We start from the raw sequence: 22,428 nt of genomic DNA on the forward strand, positions 1-22,428 counted from the left end.
ATAAAGCAAAAGGGGGTCAATCGCTCGACTAATATCGAGCAATTTACCCCCTGATTGTTAAAAGCGGACTTTTTCAGTGCCCTCATTGTTCGAGAGATGTTTTTTCCTCTTTTTAATGAACGAGCTTTAAACCAACTACTGAAAAAATAATACCTAGAATACACGCTAAGCGAAGCCAGCTCTTCGATTCTTTAAAGAAAACCATCCCAACTACCGCTGCCCCTACTGTTCCGATACCTGTCCATACCGCATAGGCGGTTGATAATGGAATCGTCTCCATAGCCCGAACGAGCAGCTGAAAGCTCATTACAAAGCCAGCTATTAAAATTAAATTATTTATCAAGTTATTCTTTTCCGCTGTCCTTTTTATACCGATAACTCCAACCACTTCAAATAATCCGCCTATAATGAGTAATAGCCAATCCATTAACTCTCACTCTCCTTACTTGTTAATTTCAAGCCAATGATACACACCAACAATAGTAAAATAAGAGCAATCCTTAATGGACTGACCGAACCATTCTCAAAAACCATTTCAACAATGACTGTCCCAATCGTACCCATTCCTGCAAATACAGCATACACGGTGCCCACAGGTATAACTTTTGCCGCTCTAACAATTAAATCAAAACTTAATAAGATTGCAATTAAAACAACAAGGGACGGAACTTCTTCATATTTAAACCCACTTGCCCAGACTACTTCAAGAATTCCAGCAAGAATAACGTACAACCACGCTCTTGTTTCATTCGTCGCTTTCGATTCAGTTATCGCTTTTGATTCATTCATCGTTTTGTTAATTCCTCTCTTTATTTTCCTTGCTCCATCTTATCAGAATTTCATTTGCATATCATTCAATATGAAAGTATCATTTCTAATTGAAAACATCCTTTTCTAAAGATTGGAGTTATACCTAATGAACCAAAACAAAGATGGCTTAAAGCCATTTGTTTCCCTTATTTTATCTACTAAAATCCCAAAGCTTGCGTTAATTATAGGATTAACCGCAAGTCTTATTACAACTCTTGCGGGCCTTCTTGTTCCAGTCCTAACGAAAAACTTAGTAGATGGTTTCTCAGTGTCCTCCTTAAGTGTTCCGCTCATGATTGGGATCGGGGCTGCTTTTCTTTTTCAAGCCATCATCAGCGGCATTTCTATTTATCTGTTAAGTTTTGTCGGGCAAAAAATTGTCGCCCGGCTGCGTGAACGTATGTGGGTAAAATTAATCCGTTTACCCGTCAGTTATTTCGATAAACAATCGAGTGGTGAAACAGTCAGTCGGATTGTTAACGATACAAGTGTTGTCCGCGACTTAATTTCGAATCATTTCCCACAATTTATTTCAGGGATTATTTCGATTATCGGAGCCATCGTAATTCTACTTATAATGGATTGGAAAATGACACTATTAATGTTAATATCCGTTCCTCTTACATTAATTCTTATGATGCCACTCGGAAGGAAAATGGCAAAAATCTCCCGTGGTTTACAAGATGAAACAGCTGCCTTTACTGGACATATCCAACAGACACTTAGTGAGATTCGCTTAATGAAATCGTCAACAGCAGAGCAGCATGAAGAAACAAAAGGATTATCAGGAATCGGAAATTTGCTGGGATTTGGTTTAAAAGAAGCACGAATTACTGCCTTAATTGCTCCGATTATGTACCTAGTTGTCATGATTGTAATCGTGATGATTATTGGGTACGGCGGTATGCGAGTTGCCAATGGATCCATGTCGACAGGTTCCCTTGTTGCCTTCTTACTCTACCTATTTCAAATTATTTTTCCGATTACAAGTTTCGCGATGTTCTTTACCCAATTACAAAAAGCAAAAGGTGCAACAGAGAGGATTATTGATATTCTCGAACTGCCATTAGAGGAAGGACAGGATGGTATTGAAATCGATATTACCAATAAACCCATTCATGTACAGAACGTTTCCTTTGCTTATAGTGAAGAAGAACCGGTAATTGAGAATGTTTCGTTTGAGGCACAGCCTGGGGAAATGATTGCTTTTGCTGGTCCAAGCGGCGGTGGGAAAACCACGATGTTCGGATTGATTGAGCGGTTTTACGAACCCACTGCAGGCAGCATATTGGTGGGTGATACCCCGATAACCGAGTTATCTGTAGAAGCATGGCGTAGTCAAATAGGCTATGTTTCACAGGAAAGTGCGATGATGGCCGGTACGGTTCGCGAGAATTTATGTTACGGCTTACCTGATGGAATCTCAGATGAACGTCTTTGGGAAGTTGCAGATATGGCGTATGCGAGTGAATTTATTAAATCCTTTGCGGATGGATTAGACACAGAGGTTGGTGAGCGCGGAGTAAAACTTTCTGGCGGACAGAGACAGCGTATTGCCATTGCGCGTGCTTTTCTGCGCGATCCCAAAATTTTAATGATGGACGAAGCGACTGCAAGCTTGGACAGCCAATCCGAAGGGATTGTTCAGCAAGCTTTATCCCGACTAATGGAAGGCCGTACTACCTTTGTAATTGCTCATCGCTTATCAACCATCGTCGAAGCGGATAAAATTATTTTCATTGAAAAAGGCCGAGTCACTGGAATCGGCACCCATCACGAGTTAACACAATCACATAATTTATACCGTGAATTTGCTGAGCAGCAATTAGCAAGTGGAGATCAAGAAATAATAAAAAAGGTGCATTAAGCTGAGCTTGATGCACCTTTTTTACTCTAATGCTGAGGTTGCTTATCAGAAATTGAGACATTCGGTCTTTCCTCTTTTACTTTGAAAAGCGGAACAACTAGTAAGGAACCAATCAGAAATAATATACCGGAAACAGTATAAACACCGGATAAAGTCAGAGGGATTTTCAGAATACCTGCCACCGACATTCCTATCACCATCATCCCCATAAACAATGGACTAAGTACTCCATTTACACGACCAATAAATGCTTCTTCTGAATATTTTAGAATGATCGTGTTAATTCCAATATGAATACATGGGAAGAAAATACCGTTCAATACTTGTAATACGAGCGTTACCACAAAGCTTGTCGACCAGCCAACCCCAACTGTAAACACCATGCTTGCAAAAATCCCGATTGCAAGAAGCTTTTGAGGTGAGATTTTCTTTGAGAAAGCCATGACGACCCCACCGCCAACTAGCATACCAATACCATTTGCCATTAACAGCCACTGCAGAGATTCCTTTGGCATTCCGAGTTTTTCAATGGTTATGAAAATCATTAACGGTGAAATTAACCCCACAGCTAAACCACAAACGGCAAAAATACCACCCATTGATTTCAGCACTTTTTTTGACATTACATAGCGGAAACCATCTGCCAATTCTTTCTTAAAATTATTTTGAACCTCTGTCTTTTCCTTCTCCAAATCAGGTGGCAGGAACATTAACACAAGTCCAGAAAGCAGGAACATGGCACCCATGACACCAATAGAAATGTAAATTCCATACTTTTGATAGACTAGTGTTCCAATCACAGGACCAATGACCATGAATATTGCCATTAACGATTGGAACATAGCCATGACGGATTGCAGCTGCTCACCAGGTACATGCTGCTTTAATAGTTTCATTGCTGAAGGCATGGAAAACTGTGATAGAATAGCTGAAACAAGCGTTGCTAAGAATATTGCCTGCCATGAGCCAAAAAGTAGTGCTAACAGTACCAATCCTATCGAAACTGCAGACAACATATCGCACCAAACCATTGTAAGCTTCGGCTTCCATCTGTCTGCAAATGTCCCGCCAATAAATGAAAAAATAAATATAGGAGTAAACTCAACAACTGAAATCAATGAAACATATACCGGATCATTATCGGTAATATCCGTAACATATAGTAAAATGGCAAAGTTTCTTATCCAAATTCCTAACTGAAGCAGAAAGTTTGAACTCATAATGGCTAATACAATTCGATTTGAAAATATACTCCCTGTTGGAATCGATGGCGTCCCCTCATTATTAACCTGCATAGTATGCCTCCCATTTGTTCTTTATAGAGTTATTTTTGCCAAAATTCTGCATAATCATATCATATTGGAAAATTTATTTCACCGGAATATTAAGGTTTCAGAAAAAATTAATATTTATTTCATCTTTTATTAGTTGATAGAATTGTAGATGTTTTGATAAGTTTAAGTGAGAAGAGTATTTTTTAGAGGTGTTTTTTATGAATAAGATTTCGAGTGCTGGTTTTCTTCATCCAATTGTATTACTTTTGGTTGTTCTGTTTATAAAAATTTATGCCTTTCAGGTTGTAGTTTTTGAAAACACATCGTTCTTTCATGTTTTACTTGTTGAGTTTCCAATGTGGGCTCTTGTTTTATCAGCCTTCATGATATTTTTTAAAAAACGGACTTGGTTGGCCATTTGGCTTTATAACTTATTCTTGTCGGCTCTGTTCGTTGTCGTTGTTTATTATACACGGTATTTTTCAACCGTACCATCCTATTACGATGTAAAACAAATCTATCAATCCAACTCTGTTGGAGGCACCGTTGCCTTGCTTGGAAGTCCTTATGACTTTTTATTTTTCTTAGATGTTGTGTTAGTCCTCCCACTTATTTGGTTTTTCAAGAAAAACACTGCATCCTTTGTTTCAGCAAAAAGATTTGCTATTGGCTTTGGCTGTATTGGACTAATTATGACGATTATCGCTTTTCACTATCCTTTAATTGATGTATCATACTTTGCAAAAAAACATGGCTATATCCAATCACAATTCGTTCAAGCCTACGAAAACAGCCTTGGGACTGCCTTTGCCAGCCAGGAGCACATGTCTGAAAAAGAGCTTGAAAAGCTAAAAGGCAATACTTATGTTCCTGCTGCTGAACACAGCACCTTTGGAATCGCAAAAAACCGCCATGTTTTTATTATTCAATGGGAGTCATTGCAGGAATTCACCATCAACCAAAGGATTAATGGACAGGAAATCACACCAAATTTAAATGCACTCTTGAAAGAAAGTGCCTATTTCGATAATGTTTATCAGCAAATCGGAGCAGGCAATACATCAGACGCAGAATGGCTCATGCATACCTCCTTATATCCAGAAGGCATGGATCCGACGGTTAATACCATTGAGGGTACTGAGATTCCTTCACTTGTATGGACTTTAAAAAAGAATGGCTACGGTACTGCAACCTATCATGCTGATGATATTACGTATTGGAATCGTGACAAATTATACCCAGCACTTGGATTTGATTATATCTATACCAGTAACGAGATTCCAAACGAAAAAGAGATTGGTTTTGGTCCGGCGGATGAAGTGCTGTTTAACTTTGTGGATGAACAGCTTCCAAAGCAGTTGAAAACGCACGAGAAAATGTATTCTAATATTATTACGCTCACAAGTCATACACCGTTTGAAATGCCTGAAGAATATGAGTTTCTAGACTTACCAGAAAACTATAAGGAAACGTATGTAGGAAATTATTTTCAATCTGTTCGCTATACGGATGAACAAATTGGGTTATTCATTAATCAGCTAAAGAAGCTAGGTATCTATGATGATTCTGTTATTTTGATTTATGGGGACCATTCAGGTCTTCACGGTGCACCTGTTACCGATAACGACAAGCTCCTTTTAAAAGAAGTTTTAGGTCATGAATATAATATGCAGGACCGCTTCGTTGTACCAGTGCTATTTACAGCACCTGGACTATTTAATGGTGAAACCTATTCCCATCTCGGGGGTCAAATCGACCTGATGCCGACTCTATTAAACTTACTTGGCATTGAGCACGATACGCAAATGATTGGGCACAATCTTTTTCACTACAAAAAGAACCTGCTTGGGATGCGGTATTACTTGCCAGGGGGATCGTTTATCAGTGATAAAACCTTTTACACGGCACCAAGCGCAAAGCTTCCTGCCTCAATCTATGACCGAAAAACCATGAAGAAAACAAAGAATACCAACCGACTTCAAGAAAGAATCGATAACACCTTATCCATCATGCAGTACTCGGATTATATCCGCAAAGAACAAACAGAAGATAAGTAAAAGACCTGCATGCTATTCATGCAGGTCCTTCTTATTTAATGTACTTCTTTTACTCGTTTCCTCATTGGTGGAATCTCTAAGTACGTGAGCACACGCCAAATCCACTCCAGTGGTCCAAATTGGTAAAAACGGAGCCAGATTGTGCTAAAGGTAAGCTGGATGATATAAATCGTTAGACAAACGATAAGCGATTGGAGATAGGATAATGCTTCAAACAAGTTGAATACATTACCAGCTAAATAGATAAAGACAGTTTGAAAAATATAGTTTGTTAGAGCCATCCGGCCATAATTTTTCAAAGGGGATAACAGCTTTTGCACAAAAGGAATTTGCAAAAGTAAAATTAGGATCCCAACATAAAAAGCTGAAACAAGTGGTCCAATCATAATTCCTATACTTAAAAATTGATAAGTAGCTTGATCTACTCCTGTATAAAAACCAAATGGATTTGATGGAGCATGTTGATATTGATAAATGAGTCCCGCTGTACTAGCGATTAGTAAAATAGCGGTAAAGATTGACACCTTTTTTATTTTCTCCGCCAATCTTTCAAATAGGCGGTATTGACCAGCAGTTATCCCCAACAGCATTAACGGTACAACCATAAACAGTTTAAATGACTGTATACTTAGGACGATTAGGAGGATTAACCCAGTGGCTAGGTTAATTTCTTTTTTCACTTTGTAAAACGGGAGTAACAAGAGCCCGGTAACCGCATAGATCGTTAATGCCTCACCCGGGTGGTATTTAACATGGAACCAGCCTAAGATAAATAATGCAGCGACTCTTCGTAAAAATAAAACGTAGCCATTTTTCCCCTTTGCGTTCGCTCTTGAGATAAATAGATAAAAACCAACCCCAAACAAAAATGAGAAAAGTGTATAAAACCTGCCCTCAACAAATAAAAATAGGAACCGTTGGTAGGAAGCATCCGCTGTGCCAGGTTCAGGCACTTTAACTGCCAATAGCGGCAGGATATTTACTTGGATTATTCCCAGCAGCGCAAAGCCCCTTAAATAATCCAGAATATCAATGCGTTTATTACTTTCCGTTGGCTTCATAAGATTCACCTCTACCTAATCTTATCAAAATAAATAGGCAGCTGGAATTAATTTCCCCGGCTGCCCTATATTTTGTAATTTTATCTCAAATATAATCGTATGGTGACAGGAACTGCTTTTTATCCAAAGAAGTTTTTAAATGATTGAAGTGTGACCTGGCGATTTAAAGCGGCAATTGATGTGGTAAGTGGAATTCCTTTTGGACATACCAGCACACAGTTTTGTGAGTTACCGCATGAGGTGATTCCTCCGTCTCCCATCAACGCAGCAAGCCTATCTTCTTTATGCATTTCACCGGTAGGATGTGCATTAAATAACCGAACCTGAGACAATGGTGCCGGTCCAATGAAACTAGAATTCTCATTTACATTAGGACATGCCTCAAGGCAACATCCACAAGTCATACATTTTGATAATTCATATGCCCATTGTCGAGTTTTTTCTGGCATTCGAGGTCCTGGTCCTAAATCATACGTGCCATCGATTGGGACCCATGCTTTTACTTTTTTTAAGGCATCGAACATCCGCGAACGGTCAACCGTTAAATCACGGATGACCGGGAACGTCACCAGCGGTGAAATTCGAATTGGGTGTTCAAGCTGATCAATCAAGGATGAACAAGCCTGACGTGGTTTTCCATTAATAACCATAGAACAGGCACCACATACTTCCTCTAAGCACACTGATTCCCAGATAATCGGAGTGGTTTTTTCTCCTTTGGCATTCACTGGATTTTTCTGAATTTCCATTAAGGCTGAGATGATGTTCATATTCGCGCGATAAGGAACCATAAATTCTTCAGTATACGGGGCAGACTGAGAATCTTTTTGTCTAGTAATAATAAAATGAATTTTCTTCTCTGTTCCAGACATCTTTATTTGGCTCCCTTCTTCGCTTTTGTATAGTCACGCTTACGCGGCTCGATTAAAGAAATGTCTACTTCCTCATAATAGAGCTCTGGCAAATTTGATACCGGATTATATTTAGCCATTGTTGTTTTTAACCATTCCTCATCATTACGATCAGCAAATTCTGGTTTGTAGTGAGCACCACGGCTTTCATTCCGGTTATATGCTCCTTTTGTGATGACATGTGCTAAATTAATCATTCCCTCTAACTGGCGAACAAATGACGTACTTGAGTTGCTCCATTTTGCAGTGTCTTCGATGTTAATATTTTTATAACGCTCAGTAAATTCCTGAAGTTTTTCATAGGTATATTTTAATTTCTTATTTTCTCGCACAACGGTAACGTTCGCTGTCATTAACTCACCTAACTCCTTATGGAGCAGATATGCGTTTTCCGTTCCGTTCATCAATAAAATAGATTCGTATTTTCCAACGTCTTCTCTAACTTGTTTTTCAAAGATAGAGCTAGAAACTTGATCAGTCGTTTTTTGGAGTCCGTTTATATATTCTAGCGCTTTGGGACCCGCTACCATCCCGCCGTATACTGCAGATAATAATGAATTAGCCCCTAGTCGGTTTGCACCATGCTGAGAGTAATCACATTCACCGGCAGCAAATAGTCCAGGAATATTCGTTTTCTGGTCAATATCCACCCATAGACCGCCCATCGAATAGTGTACACCAGGGAAAATTTTCATCGGAACCTTCCGTGGGTCATCACCCATGAATTTCTCATAGATTTCCATTATTCCACCGAGTTTTATATCTAATTGTTTCGCGTCAATATGAGAGAGATCAAGATATACTTTGTTTTCCCCGTCGATACCTAACTTCTGATTCACACATACATCGAATATCTCACGGGTTGCAATGTCACGCGGAACGAGGTTTCCATATGCGGGATACTTTTCTTCTAAAAAATACCAAGGCTTCCCGTCCTTATATGTCCAAACCCTGCCTCCTTCACCACGAGCCGACTCACTCATGAGGCGGTTCTTATCATCTCCGGGAATCGCAGTAGGGTGAATTTGAATGAATTCTCCGTTTGCATATAAAGCACCTTGTTGATAGAGTCTAGCTGCTGCATATCCAGTATTTATTGTCGAATTTGTCGATTTTCCAAAGATGATTCCTAGTCCGCCACTTGCCATTATCACAGCATCAGCTGAAAATGCCTTCATTTCCATCGTCCGCAAATTTTGAGCAGTTATCCCACGGCAAACACCTTCATCATCTATGATTGAAGAAACGAATTCCCAGCCTTCATACTTTGTCACTAACCCTTGTACTTCAAAGCTGCGGACTTGTTCATCAAGTGCGTAAAGGAGCTGCTGTCCAGTTGTTGCCCCGGCAAATGCTGTTCGATGGTACTGTGTTCCCCCAAAACGGCGGAAATCTAATAAACCTTCCGGAGTTCGGTTAAACATAACCCCCATACGGTCAAACATATGGATAATTTTCGGTGCTGCTTCACACATAGCTTTTACTTGAGGTTGGTTGGCCAGAAAATCCCCGCCATAAACCGAATCATCAAAGTGCTCCCATGGAGAATCGTTTTCTCCTTTTGTATTTACCGCTCCATTGATGCCACCTTGTGCACAAACTGAATGGGATCGTTTAACCGGCACAACCGAAAATAAATCTACCTTTGTTCCTTTTTCTGCTATTTTAATAGCAGCCATTAACCCGGCCAAGCCGCCTCCTACAATTACAATATTACCTTTGCTCATTTGTCTGTCCTCCCTATCTAATGCTTAAGCAAATGCCAGGATTGCACGGATCCCGATAAAAGATAATGCGATAAATAATCCGAATGAAATGTATTGTGTAACTTTTTGTGATTGCGGTGATACGGTGAATCCCCATGTAATCAGGAAAGTCCAAATACCATTTACAAAGTGATAAATACAGGATAGAATTCCAATGATATAAAGTGATAACGAGATAACATTATCGACAATTCCGGCCATTAAATGATAATCTGCTTCTACTCCGCTAAACTCGACCTGAACTTTCGTTTCCCAAACATGCCAAATGATAAAAACAAAAGCAATTAAACCGGTCATTCTTTGTAAGAAAAATTTCCAATTTCGAAGATTACCATACCTTTTCACGTTGTTTTTGGATTGACGGGCAATAAAGATACCATAAATCCCATGGAACAAGAGAGGGATAAAGATGATAAACAGTTCTAGAAAATATTTAAAAGGCAGATTTACCATAAATCCAGCTGCTTTGTTATATGACTCGATTCCCCATGTAGCGGTGTAATTGACAAATAAATGGACCGTCATAAACACCCCAACTGGAATGATTCCTGACAGCGAATGCAGCTTACGGTAAAAATGCTGATGATTTCCACGCTCCATATGTTGAAAAACCTCCTTGTGATGCGATTTTAAACAGAGCGCCAAGTACCTAAGCTAGGCGCCCTGCAAATTATGACTACACTAAAACTAATTCCTTGGCTTCTTGTTGCTGCTTTTTATTAAGTAATTCTTTACCAGCTATACCTGGATTGGTCATTTCAAATGGGTGTAATATCGTATCTAGTTCACTTACTGATAAGACACCTCTCTCTAGAACAATTTCTCTGACTGGTCTCTTAGATTCAATTGCCTCTCTTGCAATACTTGCTGCTGTTTCATAGCCAACGTGTGGGTTGATTGCTGTAATCACTCCGACACTATTATTTACGTAATCTTCCATTCTTTCTTTATTAGCAGTAATTCCGCTGATACAATGTTCACGGAATACTGTAAATACATTTGTCATAATCTTAATCGATTGCAATAGGTTATAAACAATCACCGGTTCCATTACATTTAATTCAAATTGACCTGCTTCTGAAGCCATACTAATTGTCAAGTCATTTCCAACTACTTGGAAGGCACTTTGATTTAATACTTCCGCCATTACAGGGTTTACCTTCCCTGGCATAATAGAGGATCCTGGTTGACGTGCAGGAAGATTTATTTCTCCTAATCCACAGCGTGGTCCAGAGGTCATCATCCGTATGTCGTTCGCTACCTTAGACATGTTTAACATACATATTTTAAGTGCAGCTGAAACTTCAATATAAGCGTCTGTATTCTGAGTTCCGTCCACAAGGTCTTCTGATCCCTTTATTGGATAACCTGTCAATTCCGCCAAGAACTGAACTGTTTTTTCAATATACTCCGGTTCTGCATTCAAGCCTGTTCCAACAGCCGTAGCCCCCATATTAATCTCGTATAAATTTTCACGTGAGGCGCGAATTCGCTTGATATCTCTCCTTAATACCCTTGCGTAAGCTTCGAATTCTTGACTCAATAGAATAGGTACGGCGTCCTGCAGGTGGGTTCGTCCCATTTTGATGATTCCATCAAATTCATTTGCTTTTTTCATAAATTCGAGATGAAGGTCTTCCATGACCCTTATTAGTTTTTCCAATGTCATTAGAGTTGAAAGATGAATTGCAGTTGGAAAAGCGTCATTGGTGGATTGTGCCATATTGACATGAGTGTTTGGGCTAATTACTTTATAATTCCCTTTAATCTCCCCAATCATCTCGAGGGCACGGTTCGCTAGGACTTCATTTGTGTTCATGTTGATGGAAGTACCTGCCCCGCCTTGAATTGGGTCAACAATAAACTGGTCGTGCAGCTTTCCTTCAATTACTTCATTAGCTGCAGCCATAATTGCATTCGCTATACTCATATCCAATTGCCCTGTTTCTGTATTCGCATATGCTGATGCTTTTTTCACCATCGCCATAGCCCGGACCAACGCCTCATCAATTCGATATCCTGTGATTGGGAAATTCTCGACTGCTCGCATCGTTTGGACGCCATAATACGCATTAATTGGAACTTTTTTTTCACCAAGGAAGTCTTTTTCAATACGGAAATTATCTGAACAACTCATTCTGGTCATCTCCAAATCAATTTTGTTTTTAAAAACTAGTTACAAAATAATTGTGCTTAGCAGGATACCAATTGTAACGGCCCCAACAGTAGCAATTAAACCTGGTACCATAAAGCTATGGTTCAAAATATATTTACCTATTTTAGTTGTACCAGTGCGGTCAAAGTTTATTGCAGCGACAACTGTAGGATAGTTCGGAATGAAGAAGTATCCGTTAACTGCCGGAAACATTGCGATCAGTAATGCTGGGTTAATACCTAGTGTTATACCAAGAGGCATTAAGGTACGAACTGTTGCGGCCTGACTATAAAGCAAGATAGAAAGTGCGAATAGGGCAAGAGCAAACAACCATGGAGCTGCCGTTACTAAATCAGATATTGATCCTGATATTAATGCCATATTACCTTGGAAAAACGTATCTCCCATCCAAGCAATACCAAAAATGGCAACAACCGCTGCAGCACCTGCTTTAAATACACTTCCTGATACAATTTCTTCAACGTTTGGTTTACAGAAAATGATAATCAATGCTGCAATGGTGAGCATAACAATTTCAATGGCAGCTGGCATGGTCATCCGGGTAAGCACACCATCGATCGTCCAGGCAGGACGTAATTCCTCAAAGGATCCTAACAAAACAACGAGGACAGCTGCTAATAGGAAGAACACTACTGAAAGCTTTGATCCTTTATTAGCTTTGTACTCCTTTTTATCTTTTCTAATCGGAGCTAATCCTGCTTCCAAACGCTTCAAGTATTCAGGGTCCTCATTAAGCTCTTTCCCCATTTTGCTTGATACGAATGCTGCAATCATACAGGCAATAAAAGTAGACGGAATACAGATCATTAAAATATCAAGTAAATCAATCTTGAAATCCGTCAACAAGGCAAGAAGGGCAACAGTTGCTGCTGAAATGGGACTAGCTGTAATAGCCTGCTGCGAAGCAATTACTGCAATCGACATTGGTCTTTCAGGTCTAATCCCTGATTCACGTGATACTTCTGCAATCACCGGTAAAACGGAATAGGCAACGTGACCCGTACCAGCACAAAATGTAAATACGTACGTAACTATTGGAGCAATAAATGTGATCCACTTCGGATTTTTTCTTAAAGCCTTCTCAGCAATATGGACAAGATATTCCATCCCACCAGACGCTTGCAGGGCACCGGCTGCAGTAACAACGGCTAAAATCATTAGCATAACATCGATCGGAGCGGATGTAGGCTGCAATCCAAACACGAAAACGAGAATGGCTAAACCCACCCCACCCATTACCCCAAGTCCAACCCCACCTAGCCGGGCTCCAATGAAAATACATGCTAGTATTATTGCAAATTGAATCCAAAACATGTCGATTACCTCCATACGGTAAAATGATTTTTCTCAAAAAGCCTAAAAAAATAACCTATAAATTCTCTCACCAACTTTCGTTCAAGGAAAAATTGTGAAGTTATTCACAAATTGTTTCGCATTTTTTGAAATCCGCCTCATCTGCGTGTTTTAAATAGAATATAATTGCCTAGCGAGCAGGAATAGCAATATCTTCATTACTCCCTCTGCTCATATTGAGCATAACGATAGCCCTACTAAAAACTACTAAAAACTACAAAAGCGGATAGAAACTTAATAAATTTGACACTTTTTATAAGAAATTTCTCTGCAAAAACGTTTAAGATGTATGTGACCGAGTAGACTTTTTGGAAGTGATAACTTGAACGAGAAACTATTAGCCTTTTTATTCATTATTATCGCTGTTCCAATTGCTGGAGAATTAAAGTTCTATCCAATTGATGGTGATATTAGAGTTAGTTTAGGGACGCCACTTTTTTTCTTTATCTTATTATGGTTACGAAAAATTCATCCTATCCCAGCGGGAATTGTTGCTGGGTCAGCAGTTGTCCTTTTTCGTATGTTCCTGTACAGTATTCAAACTGATTCCCTACAGCTAGTAGAGGCATTTTTTCTCCATATCCCTGTTTTTTTCTATTATTTTGTATATGCTTCACTATTCTACATCTTTAAAATCTATACATTTTATGAAAGGCCCTTCTTTATTGGTTTGATGGGTGTAGTGACGGAAGTAATTGCAAGTATGGTTGAAATTACAATTCGCGCCTTTACTTCTCATATACCTATTGCTCTATCGACCTTTTTAGTGATTGGTGGAATTGCTATCATCCGTAGTTTCTTCGTCCTCGGCTTTTTCAATATTCTCATCTTAAGGGAAACAAAACTTGCTGAAGGGCAACAGCGACAAAGAAATGAAGAAATATTATTATTGATTTCTAATTTATATGTAGAAATGATTCAGCTGAAGAAATCAGCGAAGAATGCAGAAGAATTGACTAGTACTTGTTACGTACTATACCGGGATTTAAAAGCTGCCCAAAATAATAAGGAAGCAAAAGCTGCCCTCAAGATTGCTGGGCAAATGCATGAAATTAAAAAGGATCATCAGCGTATTTATGCCGGCTTATCAAAGTTAATGGTTAAGGAAAATTTAAATGAATTTATGAATATAAATGATATTATTACCATTATTATTTCAGCCAATAAAAGCTACGGTGAAATGTTGGAAAAATCAATTGAATATCAGGTACATATTTCGGGTAATCACCAACTTTACAACACATTTATACTCTTTTCACTAGTCAATAACCTTGTAGCAAATTCAGTTGAAGCTATTATTAAACAAGGACAGATCAAGCTTACGGTCTCAAAAGCTGGGGATACGGTCGAAATTATTGTTAGTGATAACGGTTCGGGAATCTCCAATAAGAACAAACCGTTTATTTTCGAACCAGGTTTTACCACAAAATTTGATGACACAGGCAACCCCTCCAATGGAATTGGTTTATCACATATAAAAAATGTGATTGAAACGATTGGCGGTGAGATGGAACTGCTAGAAACAACAGGGGAAACCATTTTCGGAATTCAGCTTCCAGAAGCAAGCTTAACAGAGAGAGGATGAAGGCTTTGAAATTCTTTATAGTTGATGATTCCGCGACAATTAGGGTAATGCTTTCCAACATTATTGAAGAAGAATGCCTAGGGACAATCGTTGGAGAAGTGGAAGATGGTTCAGAGGTCTACTCGGATATTCTATCCAATCAAGGTGTCGATATTCTACTCATCGATCTACTCATGCCAAACCGCGATGGAATTGAAACTGTTAGGGAAATTTCTCCCTTCTTCCAGGGAAAAATTATTATGATTTCTCAGGTGGAAACAAAGGATATGATTGGTGAAGCCTATGAACTTGGGGTTGACCACTATATAACAAAGCCGATAAATCGTCTCGAAGTGGTAAATATTCTAAAAAAAGTATCCGAACATCTACGAATGGAAAGATCGCTTAGTGACATTCAAAAATCATTAAGCTTTTTAAGTGACGGACAAACACATAAACCTAAAAATGATTTCCGCACTCATCAAAATCGGATTATCAACTCAGGAAAGAATATCCTCTTAGAGCTTGGAATAATTGGCGAGAGTGGAAATAAGGACTTACTAGACATTTTAGCAATATTAGAAAAATTGGAGAAGGATGGAATCCGAGAAACCCCGCCATTAAAGGAATTGTATGAAAAAGTGATTGAAAAAAGGCATGGGTCATCTGTTTCACCAAAAATAGTTAAAAAAGAAATAAAAGCAGGTGAGCAGCGTATCCGTCGAGCAATCCATCAAGCATTAGAACACATCGCCTCACTTGGATTAACAGACTATACCAATCCCAAATTTGAAAATTACTCATCCAGTTTCTTCGACTACAGCCAAGTCCGAATAAAAATGCTGGAATTAGAAGGTAAAAAACACGACGAGAATTATCACAGCCGCATCAATATAAAAAAATTTATCCAAGCCTTATACATGGAAGCAAATGGATGAAATTTTGACTGAAATGGGACCTATCTTTCTTTAAACTAATAGAAGGGCAGGTCCATTTATGTAGAATTAATATTAGTGTTGAAGGAAATCTATAATTTTACATACTCTCATATGCCAAACAAGCTTGGATTATTTTTTGCTTTCTTTTCCACTGATACTACTCCTTTACATTGAAAGTCCCATTGAGTTACCATTTCCTTCACGCGAAATGTATCATTTTAACACCCAAGTATTAGAAATTTATTAATTTATGCAAAAAAAATAGACAGCAATGAGGATGTCTCATGACTGTCTGTAAATAAAGGGCAAATACCTTAGTGAACAAGGTATCTCTCAATTGTAAAAAAGCAAGCGATTATAAGTTCCTATTAATTACTGATAAAATGTTACGTAACTCGGTGACAGGTACCTGTCCAGGAGCAGAGGCTTTCTTGGCAGCACCAAATGTCAATGCAGATCCAAATACCTCTCCTGCTAAACGGCTAATCACTCCCATACCCGCCATTGACATGGTGATAATCGGTCTATCAGCGTATTGATCGTTCATAGTATTAGTTGCATCTAATAACGTCAAAACATCAGCCGTGCTATTTGGCATGACGGCAATTTTAGGCAGATCGCCACCCAATTCTTGAGCCTTACGTAAACGAGATACAATCTCTTCCTTTTCCGGTGTTTTGTCAAAATCATGATTCGAAATAATGACATACACATTGTGACTATGTGCCGCAGAAATGAGCGATCTTATCTCTTCATCATCATTAAATAGTTCAACATCAACAATGTCAATCTGGCCACTCTCCGCTATCACCTTATTTAATTCAAAGTAGTATGCCGTGCTGACTTCCTTTTCACCGCCTTCTTTTGCACTACGGAATGTAAAAACCAGCGGTGTATTATCTAGGATGGAACGTATTGCACTCAATGCTTCTATTACTTTATCCAAATCCTCCACATGCTCAAAAAAATCAACCCGCCACTCTACAACATCTAAGTCGACAGTTTTAAGCAATGATGCTTCTTCTATTAATTCTGTTATTGTTTCCCCAACCATTGGAACACATATTTTAGGTGCGCCTTCTCCTATTGTTAATCCTCTAACCTTAACCGTTTTTTTCATCTTCTCCCTCCACTCCACTGGACCCTTTTACTTGGTTTCGTGCAACTCCCAAGATAATTTCAGGGTTTTTACAATGCTTTCAGCTAACTCATCCATATTTTGATTGCTTATTTCAATCGTTGAGTGATAGTTATTTTTATAGATTTCTTTTCGTTTGTAAAATAACTCTTCTATTTCATCCATTGTCTTACCTTGCAGGACTGGACGGCTGTCAATAATCGAACTTAATCGATTTTTCCAAGCATCCCAGGTAATATCTAAATAAAATACAATACTAGTAGAGAGGCATACCCTTCTGATTTCTTCCTGAAGGAATGCTCCTCCACCAACAGAAATAATCTTTAGTTTATAGTCACATAAATTCTGAATTAATTCTTTTTCCTTTTCTCTAAAGGCCTTTTCACCAATTTCAGCAAATATTTTTGGAATCGGCATGTTGTACTCTTTTTCAATTTCTTCATCGATATCAATAAAATCTCGGTACAGCTTTTTAGCTACTAGCTTTCCAATCGTCGTTTTTCCTGCACCCATAAAACCGATAAATACAATATTTTTTTCTCTCAGCGAACTGTTTGACAACTTATTCCAACTCCCACGGTCAATTCATTTTGTTATAATTATAAGCTTTCTCCCTTCACAAAACCAATTAAAAATAGGTCCTATCAATTGGATAGAACCTATTTCTCTTGGGGCTTGTTATGTATCGCTTACACTAATTTAATTTTGTCTTGTGGCTCGTCTAGTTTCATACGTTCCAGTTCTAGTCTCATTCTTTCCGTTTCTATTATATAATTTTGATGTTTAAGTTTCTCTAGCTCTAGTTCCCCTTGAATCATTTTGAATTTGATTTTAGACTGTTTCTGAAAATGGCTTGTTAAAATAGCAATGATCGGAATCGAGAATACCATAATAACCGCGATTGTTCCCGTCATATGACTCCCTCCTTTGTTATCAAGAAGCTGTGTACATTATCCTTAAGTTAAATAATACCAAATTCTAGTTATAGTTTGTACAGAATTATCAAAAAATAAAACGCATGGAAAATGACTAGTCCATGCGCTACACATGTTTCTTGGGTTTATTGAGCAAATGCTTTATGGAGTAGAGGGGATGACTCTTTTTTCTAAAAACTTTCTCTTTGACAAAAGACTATATGCCTATATAAGATAGTAAGCAGTGAAAAAGTTCACACCATGAATATAGGTGTAATTCTTTATAAGAAAGGTGGCTTAATGATGACAGGAGAACAAAGAAAGAAAATCACCATGTTGATGATCAACATGTTTATTGCAATCGGGAGTTTTGGAATCATCATTCCCATTTTACCAGCCTATTTGGAATCCATTAATCAAGGCGGAACTGCGGCTGGACTGTTCATTGCCATCTTTGCCGGAGCCCAGTTTGTTTTTTCTCCTATTGCTGGTAAATGGACGGATCAATATGGACGTAGAAAGATGATTATCTACGGACTAGCAGGTCTTACCTTGTCTATGTTTATTTTTTACGCTTCTAATTCAATTTGGGTACTATATGCGTCTCGTGCAGTTGGTGGAATCGGCTGTGCTATGCTTGTACCAGCAATCTTTGCCTATATAGCAGACATTACAACCATAGAGCAAAGGGCGAAAGGAAACAGCCTAGTATCAGCAGCGATGTCCCTTGGGATTGTCGTGGGTCCTGGAATCGGTGGATTTTTAGCGGAGTTCGGTTTAAAGTTTCCCATATTAATATCAGCACTTGTCTCTCTTGTTTCTGTATTGTTTTCCGTACTCCTATTAAAGGAAAGCAGCACTGTTCAATTTGGAGAGGGAGCGGAAATGCACCCAGATGAGTCCATGGCACGCAAAATAGCACGATCAGTGAAAATGCCTTATTTCATTCCACTTATCATTACACTCGTGATGAGTTTTGGCTTAATTGCCTACGAATCGGTTATAGGTCTATACCTTGATAATCAGTTTCAGTCATCCGCGAAGGATATTGCGATTATGGTTACAGCAACAGGAGTTGTTAGTGTCATTGTTCAGCTCTTTGTTGTTGATAGGATTGTTAATCGATACGGAGAAAGAGCAGTATTGAATGTCTTTATTGCTGTCGCCGCAGTTGGCTTTTTATTATCACTTTACGCTTCCAACTATGCCTTTTTCTTTGTTATTTCTTTATTTATTTTCTTATCAACCTCTATCCTTCGCCCTGTGTTAAATACATTGATATCTAAGCTTGCGGGTAACGAACAGGGTTTTGCTATGGGAATGAATAATGCTTATATGAGTATCGGAAACGTAATTGGACCCACACTTGCAGGATTGCTTTATGATGTTAAAATTACCTATCCATTCGTTTTAGGATTCGTATTATTAGTAATAACCCTATTCATAACCTTCACATGGCAAAAACGATCACTTAAAGCAAAAGCAGTTATATAGTATAAGAAAAGACTGATGCAGCAGCCCGCATCAGTCTTTTTTTTACGATTTAATTGTACTTTTATATTTATACATCTTCCACTGGTAGTGAATAAAACAGCCAATGCAAAATCCGAGGATCGCTACAAAGGCAGCTATTGTAACCATGATTGTGAACACATACCCCACTGTGTTCCAACCAAGTAAGAAGCTTATGAACCCAGCACCCAAACAAAAAACTGATAACTTTTGATTAAATTGCTGCTGTTCCCAGTCCTCCTGAATATAATCTTCTGGTTTTTTCTTTAGAAAGAGCTTTGCAATATTCATGACTGGATTATATTTAAAAACAATTCCGGAGATTCCTGCAAGTAATGGAACTATTAAAAACCATCCCTCACCGAAAACCAGCGTTAATACGGCACTAATAACAATCACCCACTGGTTAGTTCTCACAAGCGGCCTTGGTAAAGAACGTACCTTATCAGTCAATTAAAACCCACCTTCCTCATTGGATTAATTGGTTTGTATAGCTATAATTTTATCCTCTTTATGCTGTTTTGTATAGCTTTGTTTTTTTATGGTAGACCCATTTTGTTTTAAATTGTAATATGGAAGTAATGGGCGTAACAAGGAGCTGGCGTTTCGTGAAAATAAAAAAAATCCTCAATAACAATGCCGTTGTAGTTTCAGATAACAATGAAGAAAAGATAGCAATTGGTGCGGGAATTGCCTTTGAAAAACGAAAAAATGACATCATCAATCCAAGTAAAATTGAAAAGCTATTTGTTATGAAGGAAAATGAGAAATTCCAACAGCTTCTTCAACAAATACCTGAAGAACACTTTTCCATCTCGGAGGAAATCATCTCTTATGCGGAAGAATGTTTAGGGCAAAAATTAAATGAGCATATCCATATTGGCCTTACAGACCACTTGTCATTTGCCATTGAAAGAGCAACGGAAGGAATTCATCTAAAAAATAAGCTTTTTCAAGAAATAAAAATCCTTTATAAAAAAGAATTTGATATTGGAATGTGGGCAATTAGACATATTGAAAATAAAACACAGGTTAAAATGCCCATCGATGAAGCCGCCTATATTGCTCTCCATATTCATACTTCCAAGCCGCTAAGCGGAGATATGAAACAAACATTAAGGCAGACCGCCATCATTGGGGAAATGATTCAAACCATTAAAGAATGTTTAAATATAGAGATCGAAGAAGATCACCTTTCATATCAACGATTGATGACCCATCTCAGGTTCACTCTATCAAGACTAAGTCATAATCAGCAACCAATCATGGATGACGAAATGCTGACAATGCTAAAAAACAAATTTCCTATTGCCTACAAAAGTGCACAAAAAGTTGCCAAGCTTCTTGCGAAAAACCATGGTATTCATCTTCCAGAACAAGAACTCGGTTACATTACGATTCATATTGAAAGAATCAGAAACCGCTAATAAAACTAGCTGAAACTAGACAAAAAACCGCATGGACCAGATGGTCCATGCGGTTTTTCATTGACTCATTATTTTTCCTTGCGGATTTTTGCAATTTCATCTGCTACGAATTGTACATTTGTACCGACAATAACTTGAATACTGTTTTTACCTACAATATTAATTCCAGGTACACCAGTAGATTTAATCTTCTTCTGATCTACTGCACTCATATCCTTAACTTCTAAGCGTAAACGTGTTACACAATTATCTACAGATGTAACGTTTGCATCTCCACCTAAGCCTTCATAAATCTTAGCTGCCATCCCAGCAAATTTATTACCTGCTGATTGGGCTTCCTCAGTCTCTTCATCAATATCATCTTCACGACCAGGCGTCATTAAGTTGAATTTTGTAATGATAAAACGGAATAAGAAATAGTAGATAACCGCAAACACTAAACCTTGAACGAGTAACATATATGGTTGGTTTGCAATTGGAATTTTCAAGCTTAACACAAAGTCAACCAATCCTGCACTAAAGCCAAATCCTGCTGTCCAATGGAACGTAGCTGCAATCGCTAATGAAAGACCTGTTAATAAAGCATGTGTTACATAAAGTGCTGGAGCAACAAACATAAACGCAAACTCAAGCGGTTCTGTAACCCCAGTGAAGAATGAAGCTACACCTGCAGCCATCATTAAAGCAGCCACTTGTTTTTTCTTAGATGTCTTAGCAGTATGGTACATGGCTAAGGCAGCTGCAGGTAAACCAAACATCATAACTGGGAAGAAACCAGCCTGATACATTCCGGTTACACCTTTTTCTCCTGCACTTTTCCAGAAGTTACCTATATCGTTAATTCCCGCTACATCAAACCAGAATACAGAGTTTAAGGCGTGGTGTAAACCGATAGGAATTAGTAGTCTGTTGAAGAAACCATAAATGCCTGCACCGATTGCTCCTAATTCACTAATACCTTTACCAAAAGAAACTAGTCCGGAGAAAACCCATGGCCAAACAAAGAACATTACTAAAGATACAGCTAACATCGCTACGGATGTCATAATGGGAACAAGTCGTTTTCCACTAAAGAAGGATAACGCATCCGGTAACTTCACATGACTGAAACGATTGTACATAATGGCAGCAATAATACCGGAAAGAATCCCCGTAAATTGTGTTCCAATTTTTCCAAAGGCTGCGTTAACAGCTTCTGGATCAACACCTTGAAGCAAAGCCACTGAGTTTGTCGATAACACAGTAGTAATAACCAGATAAGCAACCAATCCACTTAGTGCCGCTGAACCATCTTTGTCTTTTGACATGCCCAACGCTACCCCAACAGCAAAAAGGATAGCCATGTTATCAATAATGGATCCACCTGCTTTAATTAAGAAAGCTGCTACCGGACTTCCAGCTCCCCAGCCTGCTGGGTCAATCCAATACCCGATACCCATCAATATAGCTGCTGCAGGCAAAACTGCCACTGGCAGCATTAAGGAACGGCCTAGTCTTTGAAGATATTTCATCATTTTTTATTCCCCCTATTCTTTTAATAAAACATTGAACAAAGCTTTCCTGCCAGGTTTTGCTCAATTCTCCTTTACTAGGAATCAATTAATTCATTCAAGCTTAGAACAGCTGCAAAAAATAATAATAAGTGCTTGGTAGCTTGGAA

General features: G+C 38.5%; 20 protein-coding genes. 6 read left to right on the plus strand and 14 right to left on the minus strand.

Annotated features, from left to right (window positions below; all coding sequences use genetic code 11):
• Positions 1-112: 112 nt before the first annotated feature.
• Both TR08_RS17000 and TR08_RS17005 read right to left on the minus strand, forming a co-directional pair.
• Positions 113-427 (minus strand): DMT family transporter, encoded by a 315-nt coding sequence (locus TR08_RS17000; protein ID WP_045520141.1) that lies wholly within the window; start codon positions 425-427, stop codon positions 113-115.
• Positions 427-789, minus strand: coding sequence for a DMT family transporter (locus tag TR08_RS17005; RefSeq protein ID WP_045520142.1), 363 nt, complete (start codon positions 787-789; stop codon positions 427-429). The genes TR08_RS17000 and TR08_RS17005 overlap by 1 nt, the downstream gene beginning before the upstream one ends.
• 127 nt (positions 790-916) lie before the next feature.
• Between TR08_RS17005 and TR08_RS17010 the strand changes: the two genes are divergently transcribed.
• Entirely contained in the window at positions 917-2,677 is a 1,761-nt protein-coding gene (locus tag TR08_RS17010) for an ABC transporter ATP-binding protein (RefSeq protein WP_045520145.1), read from the plus strand.
• A gap of 26 nt (positions 2,678-2,703) precedes the next feature.
• Here TR08_RS17010 and TR08_RS17015 read toward each other — a convergent pair whose 3' ends face one another.
• Positions 2,704-3,972, minus strand: coding sequence for an MFS transporter (locus tag TR08_RS17015; RefSeq protein WP_081954528.1), 1,269 nt, complete (start codon positions 3,970-3,972; stop codon positions 2,704-2,706).
• Positions 3,973-4,169: 197 nt separating this feature from the next.
• On the opposite strand from TR08_RS17015, the gene TR08_RS17020 reads away from it, so the two are divergent.
• Entirely contained in the window at positions 4,170-6,008 is a 1,839-nt protein-coding gene (locus tag TR08_RS17020) for an LTA synthase family protein (RefSeq protein ID WP_045520147.1), read from the plus strand.
• A 35-nt stretch (positions 6,009-6,043) separates the two neighbouring features.
• On the opposite strand, the gene TR08_RS17025 is transcribed toward TR08_RS17020, so the two are convergent.
• From TR08_RS17025 to TR08_RS17050, 6 genes are all read right to left on the minus strand, one after another.
• The gene (locus TR08_RS17025) at positions 6,044-7,069 is read right to left on the minus strand and encodes a DUF418 domain-containing protein (protein ID WP_045520149.1); all 1,026 of its coding nucleotides are present in this window, start codon (positions 7,067-7,069) and stop codon (positions 6,044-6,046) included.
• Between the two features lie 119 nt (positions 7,070-7,188).
• A complete protein-coding gene (gene sdhB, locus TR08_RS17030) occupies positions 7,189-7,941 on the minus strand; it encodes a succinate dehydrogenase iron-sulfur subunit (RefSeq protein WP_045520151.1) in 753 nt (250 codons plus the stop codon).
• 2 nt (positions 7,942-7,943) lie between these two features.
• Complete coding sequence (sdhA, locus tag TR08_RS17035; RefSeq protein WP_045520152.1) at positions 7,944-9,707, minus strand: succinate dehydrogenase flavoprotein subunit; 1,764 nt, start codon at positions 9,705-9,707, stop codon at positions 7,944-7,946.
• A 24-nt stretch (positions 9,708-9,731) separates the two neighbouring features.
• Positions 9,732-10,346, minus strand: coding sequence for a succinate dehydrogenase cytochrome b558 subunit (locus TR08_RS17040; RefSeq protein ID WP_045520155.1), 615 nt, complete (start codon positions 10,344-10,346; stop codon positions 9,732-9,734).
• Positions 10,347-10,422: 76 nt separating this feature from the next.
• Positions 10,423-11,883: an aspartate ammonia-lyase gene (aspA, locus tag TR08_RS17045; RefSeq protein WP_045520156.1), complete on the minus strand. Its 1,461-nt coding sequence runs from the start codon at positions 11,881-11,883 to the stop codon at positions 10,423-10,425.
• A gap of 39 nt (positions 11,884-11,922) precedes the next feature.
• On the minus strand, positions 11,923-13,236 hold the full coding sequence (locus tag TR08_RS17050; RefSeq protein ID WP_045520157.1) for an anaerobic C4-dicarboxylate transporter family protein: 1,314 nt from the start codon (positions 13,234-13,236) through the stop codon (positions 11,923-11,925).
• A 361-nt stretch (positions 13,237-13,597) separates the two neighbouring features.
• Here TR08_RS17050 and TR08_RS17055 point away from each other — a divergent pair, with 361 nt between their 5' ends.
• Together TR08_RS17055 and TR08_RS17060 are read left to right on the plus strand one after the other, a co-directional pair.
• A complete protein-coding gene (locus tag TR08_RS17055; protein WP_045520159.1) occupies positions 13,598-14,860 on the plus strand; it encodes a sensor histidine kinase in 1,263 nt (420 codons plus the stop codon).
• A 5-nt stretch (positions 14,861-14,865) separates the two neighbouring features.
• Entirely contained in the window at positions 14,866-15,777 is a 912-nt protein-coding gene (locus tag TR08_RS17060; RefSeq protein ID WP_045520448.1) for a response regulator, read from the plus strand.
• Positions 15,778-16,132: 355 nt separating this feature from the next.
• Here TR08_RS17060 and aroD read toward each other — a convergent pair whose 3' ends face one another.
• The 3 genes from aroD to TR08_RS17075 form a co-directional block, all read right to left on the minus strand.
• On the minus strand, positions 16,133-16,897 hold the full coding sequence (gene aroD, locus TR08_RS17065) for a type I 3-dehydroquinate dehydratase (RefSeq protein WP_045520160.1): 765 nt from the start codon (positions 16,895-16,897) through the stop codon (positions 16,133-16,135).
• A 27-nt stretch (positions 16,898-16,924) separates the two neighbouring features.
• Complete coding sequence (locus TR08_RS17070; protein ID WP_045520450.1) at positions 16,925-17,428, minus strand: shikimate kinase; 504 nt, start codon at positions 17,426-17,428, stop codon at positions 16,925-16,927.
• Between the two features lie 176 nt (positions 17,429-17,604).
• Entirely contained in the window at positions 17,605-17,829 is a 225-nt protein-coding gene (locus TR08_RS17075) for a hypothetical protein (protein ID WP_045520161.1), read from the minus strand.
• Between the two features lie 303 nt (positions 17,830-18,132).
• On the opposite strand from TR08_RS17075, the gene TR08_RS17080 reads away from it, so the two are divergent.
• Positions 18,133-19,323 carry an MFS transporter gene (locus TR08_RS17080; protein WP_045520162.1) on the plus strand — a complete coding sequence of 397 codons (1,191 nt, stop codon included), beginning with the start codon at positions 18,133-18,135 and terminating at the stop codon, positions 19,321-19,323.
• 42 nt (positions 19,324-19,365) lie between these two features.
• Here the strand turns inward: TR08_RS17080 and TR08_RS17085 are convergent, their stop codons facing one another.
• Positions 19,366-19,794, minus strand: a complete 429-nt coding sequence (locus TR08_RS17085; RefSeq protein WP_045520163.1) for a DUF4395 domain-containing protein — start codon at positions 19,792-19,794, stop codon at positions 19,366-19,368.
• 155 nt (positions 19,795-19,949) lie between these two features.
• On the opposite strand from TR08_RS17085, the gene TR08_RS17090 reads away from it, so the two are divergent.
• Positions 19,950-20,768, plus strand: a complete 819-nt coding sequence (locus TR08_RS17090; RefSeq protein ID WP_081954529.1) for a PRD domain-containing protein — start codon at positions 19,950-19,952, stop codon at positions 20,766-20,768.
• A gap of 68 nt (positions 20,769-20,836) precedes the next feature.
• Here the strand turns inward: TR08_RS17090 and nagE are convergent, their stop codons facing one another.
• The gene (gene nagE, locus TR08_RS17095) at positions 20,837-22,282 is read right to left on the minus strand and encodes an N-acetylglucosamine-specific PTS transporter subunit IIBC (protein ID WP_045520166.1); all 1,446 of its coding nucleotides are present in this window, start codon (positions 22,280-22,282) and stop codon (positions 20,837-20,839) included.
• Between the last annotated feature and the right edge of the window lie 146 nt (positions 22,283-22,428).

Source organism: Neobacillus niacini (assembly GCF_000759675.1).
Taxonomy (GTDB): domain Bacteria; phylum Bacillota; class Bacilli; order Bacillales; family Cytobacillaceae; genus Neobacillus; species Neobacillus niacini_A.

Excerpts from the sequence above, each read along its gene's own strand:
- sdhA (WP_045520152.1), bottom strand. The coding sequence starts at position 9,707 with ATGAGCAAAGGTAATATTGTAATTGTAGGAGGCGGCTTGGCCGGGTTA.
- TR08_RS17005 (WP_045520142.1), bottom strand. The coding sequence starts at position 789 with ATGAATGAATCAAAAGCGATAACTGAATCGAAAGCGACGAATGAAACA.
- TR08_RS17080 (WP_045520162.1), top strand. The coding sequence starts at position 18,133 with ATGACAGGAGAACAAAGAAAGAAAATCACCATGTTGATGATCAACATG.
- TR08_RS17025 (WP_045520149.1), bottom strand. The coding sequence starts at position 7,069 with ATGAAGCCAACGGAAAGTAATAAACGCATTGATATTCTGGATTATTTA.
- TR08_RS17050 (WP_045520157.1), bottom strand. The coding sequence starts at position 13,236 with ATGTTTTGGATTCAATTTGCAATAATACTAGCATGTATTTTCATTGGA.
- aroD (WP_045520160.1), bottom strand. The coding sequence starts at position 16,897 with ATGAAAAAAACGGTTAAGGTTAGAGGATTAACAATAGGAGAAGGCGCA.
- TR08_RS17070 (WP_045520450.1), bottom strand. The coding sequence starts at position 17,428 with ATGGGTGCAGGAAAAACGACGATTGGAAAGCTAGTAGCTAAAAAGCTG.
- sdhB (WP_045520151.1), bottom strand. The coding sequence starts at position 7,941 with ATGTCTGGAACAGAGAAGAAAATTCATTTTATTATTACTAGACAAAAA.
- TR08_RS17040 (WP_045520155.1), bottom strand. The coding sequence starts at position 10,346 with ATGGAGCGTGGAAATCATCAGCATTTTTACCGTAAGCTGCATTCGCTG.
- aspA (WP_045520156.1), bottom strand. The coding sequence starts at position 11,883 with ATGAGTTGTTCAGATAATTTCCGTATTGAAAAAGACTTCCTTGGTGAA.
- TR08_RS17075 (WP_045520161.1), bottom strand. The coding sequence starts at position 17,829 with ATGACGGGAACAATCGCGGTTATTATGGTATTCTCGATTCCGATCATT.
- TR08_RS17015 (WP_081954528.1), bottom strand. The coding sequence starts at position 3,972 with ATGCAGGTTAATAATGAGGGGACGCCATCGATTCCAACAGGGAGTATA.
- TR08_RS17010 (WP_045520145.1), top strand. The coding sequence starts at position 917 with ATGAACCAAAACAAAGATGGCTTAAAGCCATTTGTTTCCCTTATTTTA.
- nagE (WP_045520166.1), bottom strand. The coding sequence starts at position 22,282 with ATGATGAAATATCTTCAAAGACTAGGCCGTTCCTTAATGCTGCCAGTG.
- TR08_RS17000 (WP_045520141.1), bottom strand. The coding sequence starts at position 427 with ATGGATTGGCTATTACTCATTATAGGCGGATTATTTGAAGTGGTTGGA.
- TR08_RS17020 (WP_045520147.1), top strand. The coding sequence starts at position 4,170 with ATGAATAAGATTTCGAGTGCTGGTTTTCTTCATCCAATTGTATTACTT.